General features: G+C 65.6%; 11 protein-coding genes. 8 read left to right on the top strand and 3 right to left on the bottom strand.

Translation table 11 applies throughout. The features are described 5' to 3' along the window. Positions 1-7: 7 nt before the first annotated feature. Both ACQP2U_RS01075 and ACQP2U_RS01070 read left to right on the top strand, forming a co-directional pair. Positions 8-745: a FadR/GntR family transcriptional regulator gene (locus ACQP2U_RS01075; protein WP_433712949.1), complete on the top strand. Its 738-nt coding sequence runs from the start codon at positions 8-10 to the stop codon at positions 743-745. Positions 746-854: 109 nt separating this feature from the next. Further along, positions 855-1,550: a sterol desaturase family protein gene (locus ACQP2U_RS01070; protein WP_433712947.1), complete on the top strand. Its 696-nt coding sequence runs from the start codon at positions 855-857 to the stop codon at positions 1,548-1,550. Between the two features lie 105 nt (positions 1,551-1,655). On the opposite strand, the gene ACQP2U_RS01065 is transcribed toward ACQP2U_RS01070, so the two are convergent. Then, positions 1,656-2,213, bottom strand: a complete 558-nt coding sequence (locus tag ACQP2U_RS01065; protein ID WP_433712946.1) for a TetR/AcrR family transcriptional regulator — start codon at positions 2,211-2,213, stop codon at positions 1,656-1,658. A gap of 118 nt (positions 2,214-2,331) precedes the next feature. Here ACQP2U_RS01065 and ACQP2U_RS01060 point away from each other — a divergent pair, with 118 nt between their 5' ends. The 3 genes from ACQP2U_RS01060 to ACQP2U_RS01050 all read left to right on the top strand — a co-directional run bounded on the left by ACQP2U_RS01060 (position 2,332) and on the right by ACQP2U_RS01050 (position 6,422). Further along, entirely contained in the window at positions 2,332-3,087 is a 756-nt protein-coding gene (locus ACQP2U_RS01060; protein WP_433712945.1) for a carboxymuconolactone decarboxylase family protein, read from the top strand. A 157-nt stretch (positions 3,088-3,244) separates the two neighbouring features. Continuing rightward, positions 3,245-4,144, top strand: coding sequence for a hypothetical protein (locus tag ACQP2U_RS01055; protein ID WP_433712944.1), 900 nt, complete (start codon positions 3,245-3,247; stop codon positions 4,142-4,144). Positions 4,145-4,178: 34 nt separating this feature from the next. Further along, on the top strand, positions 4,179-6,422 hold the full coding sequence (locus ACQP2U_RS01050; protein WP_433712942.1) for a heavy metal translocating P-type ATPase: 2,244 nt from the start codon (positions 4,179-4,181) through the stop codon (positions 6,420-6,422). Between the two features lie 338 nt (positions 6,423-6,760). Here the strand turns inward: ACQP2U_RS01050 and ACQP2U_RS01045 are convergent, their stop codons facing one another. Then, entirely contained in the window at positions 6,761-7,408 is a 648-nt protein-coding gene (locus ACQP2U_RS01045) for a maleylpyruvate isomerase family mycothiol-dependent enzyme (protein WP_433712941.1), read from the bottom strand. A gap of 71 nt (positions 7,409-7,479) precedes the next feature. Here ACQP2U_RS01045 and ACQP2U_RS01040 point away from each other — a divergent pair, with 71 nt between their 5' ends. The 3 genes from ACQP2U_RS01040 (at position 7,480) to ACQP2U_RS01030 (ending at position 10,404) form a co-directional block, all read left to right on the top strand. Continuing rightward, positions 7,480-8,400 (top strand): MerR family transcriptional regulator, encoded by a 921-nt coding sequence (locus tag ACQP2U_RS01040; RefSeq protein WP_433712940.1) that lies wholly within the window; start codon positions 7,480-7,482, stop codon positions 8,398-8,400. Positions 8,401-8,562: 162 nt separating this feature from the next. Beyond that, positions 8,563-9,207 (top strand): dihydrofolate reductase family protein, encoded by a 645-nt coding sequence (locus ACQP2U_RS01035; protein ID WP_433712939.1) that lies wholly within the window; start codon positions 8,563-8,565, stop codon positions 9,205-9,207. A 159-nt stretch (positions 9,208-9,366) separates the two neighbouring features. Then, a complete protein-coding gene (locus ACQP2U_RS01030; RefSeq protein WP_433712938.1) occupies positions 9,367-10,404 on the top strand; it encodes an alpha/beta hydrolase in 1,038 nt (345 codons plus the stop codon). Between the two features lie 123 nt (positions 10,405-10,527). Here the strand turns inward: ACQP2U_RS01030 and ACQP2U_RS01025 are convergent, their stop codons facing one another. Further along, positions 10,528-12,081 carry a serine/threonine-protein kinase gene (locus ACQP2U_RS01025; protein WP_433712937.1) on the bottom strand — a complete coding sequence of 518 codons (1,554 nt, stop codon included), beginning with the start codon at positions 12,079-12,081 and terminating at the stop codon, positions 10,528-10,530. Between the last annotated feature and the right edge of the window lie 93 nt (positions 12,082-12,174).

Raw genomic sequence — 12,174 nt, 5'->3', positions numbered from 1 at the left:
TGACGGTATGGCGTTGCAACCGGTGATCAAGCGGTCGGTATCAGGCGATGTGTTCGAGCAGATCGCGGCGGATGTGCTCAGCGGAGAGTTGGCGCCTGGCGCGACGCTCCCCAGTGAGCGGCAGTTGGCGGAGGCATTGGGCGTTTCGCGGCCCGCGGTACGCGAGGCACTGCAACGGCTGGCGGCGGCCGGACTGGTGGCCGTGCGGCAAGGGGATGCGACCACCGTGCTCGATTACCGGCGCGGGGCCGGGCTCGAGGTGCTACCACGGCTGCTGATTCAGGCCGGTGAGCTGGAACCGAAAGTGGTGCGCAGCATTCTGGAGGCCCGGCTGCACAATGGGCCCAAGGTGGCCGAACTCGCGGCGATCCGGCTCGGCAAAACCGAGTCCGCCACCGTGCGCGCCGCCCTCGATCGCACCGTCGAAGCGCTTGCGGCCGAGCAGGATCCGATCGCAGCGCAACGGCATGCGATGGAGTTCTGGGATCACGTCGTCGACGCCGCCGACTCCATCGTCTTCCGGCTGATGTTCAACATGTTGCGCGCCGCCTATGAACCCGCGCTCGCTGCGCTGGCTCCGATCATGTCCACCGAGGTGGGCAATGTCGACGCCTATCGAAACCTGGCCACCGCCATCGAGGCCGGTGCGCCGGAACAAGCCATGAGCACCGCTCGGGCGCTGCTCGAACCGGCGACTACGGCCCTGATCGAAGTATTGGAGGGCACCGAAACCAGCGATCGCTGACGACGTACGCGATTCGGCCAGGCAATCCCGGATCACCCGCAGCGGATCGGAATATCGCTCGGTGCGCCACCGAATGGGCAGCACCGACTGGCTCCATCGAGGAAAGACCATGACGAAACCTCAGTCACCCAGCAATGAAACCCGTGAACGTCAGGACGGTCGGCCCCTGCGCCGCGGCCTCACTCTGGCCGCCGCCTTCCGCGAATTCATCCGGCACCCGTCGCCCTGGTTGATCGGCACCACCCTGGTGGCGGCGCTGGTCGCCCGAATCATCATGGGCGACTGGCAACTGAGCGATGCGCTGGTGCCCGCGGTCATGCTCGCGGTCTTTCCGATCTTCGAATGGATCGTGCACGTCACGGTATTGCATTGGCGGCCCAGGCAACTCGGTCCGATTCCGATCGATAGCGAACTGGCGCGCAAGCACCGTGAGCACCACGTGGATCCGCGCGATATCCCGCTGATCTTCATCCCGACCAAGACGCTGTCGGTACTGGTCGTCGTCCTGATCGCGATCGCGACCCTGGCCTTCCCCCGGATCGGCCTCGGCTTGACGTTCCTGCTGATGATCACCGCCCTCGGCCTCGCCTACGAATGGACGCACTATCTGATCCACACCGACTACAAGCCGAAAGGCTCACTCTACCGGGTTGTTTGGCGCAATCACCGCCACCACCACTACAAGAACGAGCACTACTGGTTCACCGTGACTACCTCCGGAACCGCCGACCGTCTACTCGGCACCTACCCGGAGCCGGCAACCACGGAAACCTCCCCCACCGCCCGCCATCTCCACTCCGCCTGACCAGCTCGGGGCTGTGCGGATCGCGTGCGTTCGCAGGAATACCTACCGACACCGAGGTATCTGCCGCACACTGCCGAGAGGTCGCCCGAGCGACAGGTAGCGCGGTCAGGCCGCCGCGAGCAGACGGTGCGCGATGGTGCGAGCACGGTCGGCCGCGGCCGGGGAGTTCTCGCGTACAGCCGTGACTATCGCACCATCCACGAGCAGCGCGAATTCGGCGGCCAACTCCTCGGCATCGGATCGGCCCGCGGCGGTGAGCAGTTCGGCGAGATATTCGACCACGCGCCGCTTGTGCCGATCGGCCGCTCGATGGGCCGCCGAGCCCGGATCAGCCACTTCGACCATGGTGTTGATGAAGGCGCAGCCGCGGAAGTCGTTGCGGGCGAAGCGTTCCGAGAGCGCGTCGAAGACCGCGAGCGGACGGTCCGCCGGATCGCTCGCCTTCCCTTCGACGGATTCGCGTAGCCACGCCAACCAGCGCCGATCTCGGTCCTCGAGTACGGCGACGACCAGGTCGTCCTTGCTGGCGAAGTGGCGATAGAAGGACGCGCGGCCGACGCCGGACTCCTGGAGCAGGCGGTCTACGCCGACCGCCCTGATGCCCTCGGCGTAGAAGAGCTCCTCGGCGGTGACGAGTAACCGCTGCCTGGCCTGTGTTGCCATGGCTTCACCGTACAGGACGGAACTGATCAGTACCATCTTTCTTGACATATTCGGCACCGATCAGTACCGTCCCAATTTGGTACCGATCAGTACCATCACGTTCGAACTTGGAGTCACGATGTCTCGGCTACCGCTTGTATCGACCGAAACCGCCGACGCCGAGCAGGCCGACCTGCTCACCGAGGTGCAGCGCCAACTGGGCCGGGTTCCGAACCTCTACGCCGCGATGGCGAATAGCCCCGCGACACTGCGCGGATACCTGAACATGCGCGACGCACTGACCCGCGGCAAGCTCTCCGCGCGCATCCGCGAACAACTGGCTCTGCTGGTCGCGAGTGAAAACGGTTGCGATTACTGCGTTGCCGCGCACAGCATGCGAGCGGGCCGAATGGGCTTCACCGAGGAAGCCATCGCGGCAACCCGCGATGCGCACGCCGATGATCCGCACGCGGATGCGGTACTGCAGGTCGCGCGCGAGGTATTGCGGTCGCGCGGCCGGGTCGACGATCGCGTCATCAGCTCGGCCCGTGAGCGCGGCGTCAGCGATGCCGAGTTGAGCGAGGCGGTCGGCCACATCGCGCTGAATATCTTGTCGAACTACTTCAACCACGTCGCCGAGCCGGAACTGGACTTCCCGCCGGCCGCACCAACGAAAGGCGCCATGATGAGCGCGAAATGGCGTAAGGCCACCAAAGTCGCCTTGGTCGACGGATATTCACTGCTCGACCGGGATGGACAGCCGGTGCGTGCGATCGATGATGTCGAGGTTTCGATCGAGGGTGGATTCCTGCACGTCAAGGTTGGGGAGTCGGCCGAGGTGCAGGTTGTTTCGGCGCCCGCGGTGGCTCTGGTCACTCACCGCCCAGAAGCCTGAGGGTCGTCAACCCAAGCCCGGCCCGGTTTACCGGACCGGGCTCCCGTCATATCGATATACCCTGACCCGGTACTCGCTTGACAATGTACCCTAGGGGGGTATGGTAGAGCCCAGTTCGACGGGACGGCCCGCCGAATGATCCGAACGGAGCCTCCTGATGAACGCAGCAAGCAAGTTCACCGGCTTCACCCTCGGTCTCGCGGCGGTCTTCGGGATCGCACTGGCCGTCGGTGCGGCGCTCGGCCCGCAACCCTCCGAGTCCGCACACGACTCGAAGGGACATGAGGCCATGGGTGAAGAGTTGCCCGCGGGGCTCATGGCCAGCGAAAACGGCTACACCCTGCGCTTGGACACCCCGCAGACCACCGCTGCGCCGAATGTCGCGCTACGGTTTCGCATCCTGTATCGCGACGGCGCATCCGTCACCAGCTACGTCCGCAGCCACGACAAGGATCTGCACCTCATCGTGGTCCGCCGCGATATGGCCGCCTTCCAGCACGTGCATCCGGTGCTCGACCAGGCCGGAACCTGGAGCGTTCCGCTGGACCTCACCCGGGCCGGTGATTACCGCGTTTTCGCCGACTTCACACCCGATGGCGGTAAGAACCTGACGCTGGGTGCCGATCTGCGGGTCGCGGGCAACTACGACGCGCAGGCACTGCCCGCGCCATCGACAACCGCGCAGGTCGGTGCGTACACCGTTGCGCTGAACGGCACGGTCACGCCGGGCCAGGCTTCGAAGGTCGTGCTCTCGGTCAGCCGCGATGGCAAACCGGTCACCGATCTGCAGCCCTACCTCGGCGCCTACGGTCACCTCGTGGCACTGCGCGCCGCCGACCTCGCTTACCTACACGTCCATCCGGAGGGCAGCCCCGGCGATGGTGTGACCCCAGCCGGACCAGGCATTACCTTCTACGTCGACGCCCCGAGCGCGGGCGATTACCGACTCTTCCTCGATTTCCAGCACGAAGGCGTGGTTCGCACCGCCGAATTCACCCTATCGGCCGCCGGTTCCGCACCCGTCCCAGCGGCGGAACCTGCCGGACACGGCCACTGATCACTACCCCGAGTCGCAGAGAACGGAGCACACGATGACCACCGCGACACAACCATCAGCCGGACAGGTCGAATTGGTGATCGGTGGCATGACCTGCGCATCCTGCGCCAATCGCATCGAGAAGAAGCTGAACAAGCTCGACGGCGTCACCGCGACGGTCAACTATGCGACGGAGAAGGCGCGGGTCGATTTCAGCGGTGATATCTCACCGGAGCAGCTGATCGCCACCGTCGAACAGGCCGGTTACACCGCCACGCTGCCGAAGATCGAGGCACCCGCGGAAACCGCCGCCGATGACGATCCGACGGCGGCATTGCGAACCCGATTGCTGGTCTCGCTGGTGCTGACGGTTCCGGTCATCGCGCTGGCCATGGCGCCCGCCCTGCAGTTCGACAACTGGCAGTGGCTTTCGCTGACGCTGGCCGCGCCGGTCGTGGTGTGGGGGGCACTGCCCTTCCACCGGGCCGCGTTGGCCAACCTGCGCCACGGCACCGCGACCATGGACACCCTGGTATCGATGGGCACGCTCGCGGCATTCGGCTGGTCGCTGTACGCGCTGTTCTGGGGCACGGCCGGTATGCCGGGCATGAAGCATCCGTTCGAGTTGACCATTGCGCGAATGGACGGCACCGGCAGCATCTACCTGGAAGCCGCGGCGGGCGTCACGACCTTCATCCTGGCTGGACGCTATTTCGAGGCCCGCTCCAAGCGGCGGGCCGGGGCGGCGCTGCGGGCGCTGCTCGAGCTCGGCGCGAAGGAAGTCTCGGTACTGCGCGCTGGCGTTGAACAGCGGATTCCGGTCGAGCAGTTGCGGGTTGGCGATACCTTCGTGGTGCGGCCCGGCGAGAAGATCGCGACCGACGGTGTGGTCGTCGAGGGTTCCTCGGCCGTCGACGCCTCGATGCTCACCGGCGAATCGGTGCCGGTGGAGGTCGGTCCCGAGGATGCGGTGGTCGGCGCGACGGTCAACGTCGGCGGTCGGATCGTAGTGCGTGCCAATCGAATCGGTGCTGATACCCAGCTGGCTCAGATGGCGAAACTGGTCGAGGACGCGCAGACCGGTAAGGCGCAAGCACAGCGTTTGGCCGACCGAATCTCCGGGATCTTCGTGCCGATCGTGATCGCACTGTCGGTCGCGACGCTCGGATTCTGGTTGGGCAGCGGCGGCTCGGTCGCCGCGGCCTTCACCGCCGCGGTCGCGGTGCTCATCATCGCCTGCCCATGCGCCCTCGGGCTGGCCACGCCGACCGCACTGCTGGTCGGCACCGGCCGCGGTGCGCAGCTCGGCATTCTGATCAAGGGACCGGAAGTGCTGGAGTCGACCCGGCGGGTGGATACCGTGGTGCTCGATAAGACCGGCACCGTCACCACCGGCAAGATGACACTGCTCGATGTCATTGCGGCCGAGGGCGAGGACACCGCCGAGGTGCTGGCACTGGCCGGTGCGCTGGAAGATTCATCGGAACACCCGATCGCCCAGGCAATCGCCAAGGGGGCCCGGGATAAGGTCGCCACGCTGCGGCAGGTCGAGGATTTCGCGAATATCGAGGGCCTGGGCGTGCAGGGGGTGGTGGACGGCCACGCGGTAATCGTCGGGCGGGCAAGGCTGCTCGCGGACTGGTCACAGCGGCTGGACGCCGAGCTCGAGCGGGCCATGCGGACAGCGGAAAACGATGGCAAGACCGCCGTCGCGGTGGGTTGGGACGGTAAAGCCCGCGGCGTGCTCGTCGTCGCGGATGCGGTGAAACCCACTTCTGCCGAAGCGATCTCGCAGCTGAAGGCGCTCGGACTCACTCCGATCATGCTGACCGGGGATAACACCGCCGCCGCGAAAGCCATTGCGGCACAAGTTGGTATCGATGAGGTGATCGCGGAAGTGCTGCCCGCCGACAAGGTCGACACCGTCAAGCGGCTGCAGGCCGAAGGCAAGGTGGTGGCGATGGTCGGCGACGGCGTCAACGATGCCGCGGCGCTGGCCCAAGCCGACCTCGGTCTGGCGATGGGCACCGGCACCGATGTCGCCATCGAGGCCAGCGACCTCACCCTGGTCCGCGGTGACCTGCGGGCGGCCGCCGATGCGATCCGGCTGTCCCGCAGGACCCTCGGCACCATCAAGGGCAATCTGTTCTGGGCCTTCGCCTATAACGTCGCGGCGATTCCGTTGGCTATGGCCGGACTGCTGAACCCGATGCTCGCAGGCGCCGCCATGGCGTTCTCCTCGGTCTTCGTGGTCAGCAACAGCCTGCGCCTGCGCGGCTTCCGCTCCACCGCGCAATAGGAATCGGGCGGGGCGGCGTCCGTGCCGTCCCGCCCGGTCCCTCGGCTTACTGCAGAATGCCGCTATTACCCACACCCATCGCGGCACTTCCGGTAGCCCATGCGGCGGCAGCACTTCCGGTCGCGGCCAAGAGGGAGAGCAGAATCATCGGTTCGACCTTTCGTAGAGCAACGTTCAGCAAACGAAAGCTACTGCCACCCAAAGGCGCCCACAATCAGCTGCGCGATACTCTCGGCAACCTCTCGCGACATTGCCAGTCAATTCCCAGCAAGAAATTTCGCGTTTATACGCGACGAAGGCCATCCACCCCACGAACTGAATCACCGACTCGGACACCACTACGACTGCGCGAACCGCGCTGCGTCGGCACCGGTGAGTTTGTCCCATGCGTGCTGGCGACCGGTTGTGATCAGGAGCAGGGCGGCGACCGGGCCGGTGATGGGAGATCCGACGCCGGCGGACCAGTCGGTGTCGGTTGCGACGAGGCGATAGCCGTTGAACTTCTTGCGGGCGTGGAATGGTGCGTCCATTGTCCAGATTCGGTTGATTGCCACTCGTGCGACGGCTACCGGCATGTCATGGGTGATGCCGAGTGGGACGGCTATGTCTTGGCCGTGCACCAGGAGGTCCATCAGGCGGTCGGCCGGTGTCGTGCCGATCGCCGTGATCCGTGCGTCGATGCTGTCGCGCAACTCGCCGAGCAGTTGCTGGGTCGTGAGGCGCTCTGCGTGGCGAATGGCGGTATCGCGAATCGCCCGGTCCAGGCTGCCGCGGGCGCGGATCACATTGATCAGGATCCAACCAATGGAGGCGCGGGCCGACAGCACCACATGTGCGACGACATCGCGCACGCGCCAGCCATCGCACAGTGAAGTCTGGTCCCAGTCGGCTTCCGACAGCGGCTCCAATAGCTGGACCAGACCGGCTCGCTCGGCGGCGACAGCCCACCAGATCTGGTCGGCACTCATCATCGTGTCCTGGGCCATCGCGTATCTCCTTGTCCCGGTTGGTGTTCCAGTAGGGTAGGAACTCCACCGAGGTGGAGGTTCCAGCGAATGTGACCGAGAACACACACCGTGACGGCCTCGTGAGTATCGGAGAGCTGTCGCGAGTCACCCGCGTACCAGTCCGCACACTCCGCTTCTACTGCGACAACGGCGTTCTGGAATCGCGGCGCAGCGGCGGCGGGCATCGGCTGTTCGATCCGGCGACCGCGGTCGATCAGGTGCTGCTGGTGCGTCGGCTACGCATGTTCGGCCTGGGCTTGTCGGCGATCATCGAAGTTCTCGCCGCAACCCTGACAATTGACGATGCGATCGCCGCGGAACGCGCAGCACTCGACACCGAACTCGGCCTGCTGTCCTGGCGGCGGGCATCGCTGCGCGCCGTCGAGGAAGCGCCACCCGCCGAACGCGCCCGACGATTGGAGCTGCTTGCGTCCGTGCAAGATCGGTACCGCGCACACGACACTCTGGTGACGTTCTGGCGGACACTACTCGCCCCGATCCCACCGGCACTGTTCGACGGATTCGTCGCGATGAACATCCCGCACCTACCCGAGAATCCGACCCCGCAGCACATGGTCGCCTTCGCCGAACTCATCACCCACGTCGCCGATCCCGCGTGCACCGCCGCGATGTCACGGCAACTCTGGCGGACGAATCCGAGCCGAATCCAGGACAAACTCGCACTGGTCACCGGGGTCGCCGAAGCGTGCTCGGCCGTTGACTCGCTCACCCGCCCGCACCCTGGCCCCGAGCTCGATCGGTTCATCGACGCGCACGCCACCGCGCGTCGCGACCGGGATACCCCACACCTGCGACATCGACTCCTCGACAACGCATCCGACAATGACCCGCGCATCCATCGCTACTGGAGACTCAGCACCGAGATAATCGGAACCACCACCGCGGGAACCGCTCTCGACTGGCTGTATCAGGCACTCGCCCAGTGGGCCGACGATGTCCACCAGCGGTAGCTGTTCGAGCTGCGGCGATAGCCACTCGGCGACTGCTTCAGCGGTCAGTGAGCACTCGAGTTCGGCCATTGAATCCGCGCGGTCACGCCTAACTGATTGCACAATGAGATCAGTCTAGGTAAATTCCCAACCGATTGCACATTGCAATCAGGAGGGATGCCAATGACACAACTGGTCCGAGTTCAGAACTTCAATGTCTCCAGCGATGGATACGGCGCAGGCGAGGGGCAGAGCCGCGAGCGCCCATTCGGCCACGCCGATCCGACCGCGCTCTTCTCCTGGGCGGGCGCCACCGCCCACTGGCCCAACCGAACCGATCCCGGCGGCACCTACGGTCTCGACGACTATTGCACCCGCGACTTCACCAACAACATCGGCGCGGAGATCATGGGGCGCAATAAATTCGGTCCACAGCGTGGACCATGGGAGAACTACGACTGGCAAGGCTGGTGGGGCGACGAACCCCCGTTCCGTACACCTGTTTTCGTCCTCACCCACCATGTGCGCCCCTCGATCACTCTCGGCGATACCACCTTCCACTTCCTCGACGCGTCTCCGAAAGAGGCACTGGAGCAGGCATTCGACGCGGCCGATGGCAAGGATGTGCGCATCGGCGGCGGTGTTGCCACGGTCCGGGAGTTCCTCGCCGCCGATCTCATCGACAACATGCACATCGCCGTCGCCTCAACCGAACTCGGCCGCGGCGAACGATTGTGGACCAGCCCCGACGAACTCACCGACCGTTTTCATCTCGAGCACATCCCGAGCCCCAGCGGTGTGGTGCATCACTTCTTCTGGCGAAGGTGATGCCACTCTCGGCCGCAACGCTCAGCGACCCCCAGGACTGGGGGCTTCCCGCCGCATCCAGCGTCCGATTCGATCTACGGTAGTAACGATTGCCCGTTTGGTGGATCAGCCAAACAGGTTCGAACGTTGCGCGGATGCGATATTCAGGAGTGACGCGGTATGCGATTCAGAGATCTCGTTGCGGCGGCCGCCGCTGTGACGGTCGTCGGCACGGGAGTGAGCCTGATGGCGCCTGCCGCCTCGGCCGCACCGATCAACAGCGCGGCCAAGGCACCGGACGGTTCCTACATCGAGAAAGTAGAGACCCGCGGCGACCGCAAACTGCAGCTCGAGATTCACTCCACGGCCATGGATCGAACCTTCCCGGTCCTGGTTGATCTGCCCGCGGACAACTCGGTCCCGCGCCCGACGCTGTATCTGGTCAACGGAGGAGGCGGTGGCGTCGACGGTAACGCTTCCTGGGATCAGAAGACCGACGCCAAGGAATTCCTCGGCGACAAGAACATCAATGTCGTCGAGCTGATCGGCGGCCGGTGGAGCTACTTCGCCGACTGGCGCGCGACCGATCCGGTGCTCGGCGTCAACAAATGGCAGACCTTCTACACCGAGGAGCTGCCGCCGATCATCGACGCGGCACTGGGCACCAACGGCAAGAACTCGATCGCGGGCTACTCGATGGCAGGGACATCGGTGCTGATGCTGGCCATTACCAAGCCCGGCCTGTTCCAAAATGTCGCCGCCTACAGCGGCTGTGCGCAGACCAGCGATCCGGTCGGCCAGAAGTTCGTGCAGACCACGGTCGAAACCTGGGGCGGCGGTAACCCGGACAATATGTGGGGACCCGCCGACAACCCGCTGTGGCAAGCCAACGATCCGGTCCTGCACGCCGACAAACTGCGCGGCACGAACCTGTGGGTCGCAGCAGGCGGCGGTCTCCCCGGCGAGCACGACGCTCCAGGCAACCCGTTCATCATGGGTGATGACAAGTACAACCCGATCAGCGTGGCCAACCACGTCGTCGTCGGTGGCATCATCGAGGCCGCGATGAGCGCGTGCTCGCACAACCTCCAGAACCGGTTGAACGAGTTGGGAATTCCGGCGACCTTCGACCTGCCCCCGACCGGCACCCACACCTGGGGCTACTGGCAGGACGACCTCAAGAATTCCTGGCCGGTGCTGTCCAAAGACCTCTACTGACCCAACCGCATTTCGGGCCCCGACCTGTGCCAGCCACGGGCCGGGGCCCGTCGCTATCGACACCGCACTACAGCGGCCGCTCGAAACGCCGGTATCGACGCGTCGCGGGCGGTCGGCTCGCAGCTACCCGATTGGCACGGTCACGCCCGCAGACGACGGCGCACCATGTAGGACCAGCTGGCTCGCGGCGTCGTTCTTCTTGTCGTTTTTCTTTCCGTTCTTGTCCTTTCCAGGGAGATCGAAGGCCAACCGGATCGTGCTGGTACTGCCGGGAGCGATCTGGTCGACGGCGTTGCTCAGTTCGGTAGTCGCGGTCGCGTCGGGGGCAAGGGTGCGGCCCGCAGCGGTGATCAGGCGCTGATCGGCGATGCGGAAGACTTGGCCGTGTTGGGAGACATTGGTGACCGTCAGCGTCACGATGGTGTAGGAACCGCCTGGGGGCGCCGACCCGGTGCGGCTCGCGTTGGATACCACCCCGGTGATGGTGAAAGCGAAGTTCCCGTCGCGCACCGCACCGGCCGGGACCGGGAATTGTCCACCGGTCGAGGGCGGCAGCGAATTGGTCGAGGCAACAGCGGACGTCGTGGGGGCTGGAACGGAGTCGGAGCCGAAGACGCCGCTCAGCAGCCACAGGGCCGCCGCGGCGACGAGTGCCAGCCCGGCCGCGATCGGTAACCACCGGCGCGCCAGCGGCTTTCGCCGAGGAACCTCGGCCGTAGATGAGACTGCCCGGGCCTCGTGCGTTCGCGGCGCCTGCCGATGCTCGGCCAAGGTCGGGGGCGGGCCGACGGCGGTCATGACGCGGGTCGGGTGACCGTCCGATGTCACAGTGGCCGGCGGGGGTGGGAGCGCCGATGCGGACCCATCCACGGCCGCACTCGCCGCGGCGGCGAATTCCCCCGCGCTGGCGTAGCGTGCCCCCGGTTCTTTGGCCATACCACGGGCTATAACAGCATCCAGTGCTGGCGGGACACCTTCGACCGCCCGCGACGCACGCGGAGGCTCGGCCATCAAATGCGCATGCATCTGCTGTGCCGGATCGCCGTCACCATATGGCAGTTTCCCGGTGAGGGTTTCATACAGCACACAGGCCAGCGAATAGACATCCGAGCGGACATCGGCCGTACCGGTGAACCGCTCCGGCGCCATATAGCCCAACGTCCCCACCACCAAGCCGGTGGCCGTGAGAGCGCTGCCGTCGGCGGCGCGGGCGATACCGAAGTCGATCAGATACACGAAACCGCTGGTGTCTTCGAGGATATTGCCCGGCTTGACATCCCGATGAACAAGCCCGGCCGCATGTGCGGCATCCAGCGCCTGCGCGGCCTGGGCAATGACCTCGACCGCCCGAGCAGGCACCAGCGCACCCGACCGCAGCCGCGTGGCCAGATCGATGCCCTCGATGTAGACCATCTCCAAAAACAGATGACCATCGACCTCACCGAAGGCACGGATCGGCACGATGTGCGGGTTGCGCACCTGGGCGCCCAGCCGGGCCTCCCGCTCGAAACGGCGTCGATAGGCAGGATCGGCGGAATACGCGGCGGACAACACCTTCAACGCGACAATGCCGCCGGTGCGGTCGCGCGCCAACCACACCTCACCCATACCGCCACGACCCACCAAGCGTTCGAGGCGGTAGTTCCCGAACGAGCCGCCAGCGCTCTGCACCGACACACCCTGACCGTAGCGCTGCGTAGCGCTGCCCCGGCGACCGGGGAGACCCGGTGCACTCGTGGCCTCAGGGTGGGGATCCGCCGGATCCTCACC

It is taken from the genome of Nocardia sp. CA-084685 (genome assembly GCF_050955785.1).
GTDB lineage: Bacteria > Actinomycetota > Actinomycetes > Mycobacteriales > Mycobacteriaceae > Nocardia.
The sequence above is the reverse complement of the archived record's forward strand: the minus strand, read 5'-3'. Positions and strand labels throughout refer to the sequence as shown.

Coding starts and splice junctions, on each gene's coding strand:
- ACQP2U_RS01030 (WP_433712938.1), top strand. CDS start 9,367: ATGCGATTCAGAGATCTCGTTGCGGCGGCCGCCGCTGTGACGGTCGTC.
- ACQP2U_RS01055 (WP_433712944.1), top strand. CDS start 3,245: ATGAACGCAGCAAGCAAGTTCACCGGCTTCACCCTCGGTCTCGCGGCG.
- ACQP2U_RS01050 (WP_433712942.1), top strand. CDS start 4,179: ATGACCACCGCGACACAACCATCAGCCGGACAGGTCGAATTGGTGATC.
- ACQP2U_RS01070 (WP_433712947.1), top strand. CDS start 855: ATGACGAAACCTCAGTCACCCAGCAATGAAACCCGTGAACGTCAGGAC.
- ACQP2U_RS01075 (WP_433712949.1), top strand. CDS start 8: ATGGCGTTGCAACCGGTGATCAAGCGGTCGGTATCAGGCGATGTGTTC.
- ACQP2U_RS01035 (WP_433712939.1), top strand. CDS start 8,563: ATGACACAACTGGTCCGAGTTCAGAACTTCAATGTCTCCAGCGATGGA.
- ACQP2U_RS01045 (WP_433712941.1), bottom strand. CDS start 7,408: ATGGCCCAGGACACGATGATGAGTGCCGACCAGATCTGGTGGGCTGTC.
- ACQP2U_RS01065 (WP_433712946.1), bottom strand. CDS start 2,213: ATGGCAACACAGGCCAGGCAGCGGTTACTCGTCACCGCCGAGGAGCTC.
- ACQP2U_RS01060 (WP_433712945.1), top strand. CDS start 2,332: ATGTCTCGGCTACCGCTTGTATCGACCGAAACCGCCGACGCCGAGCAG.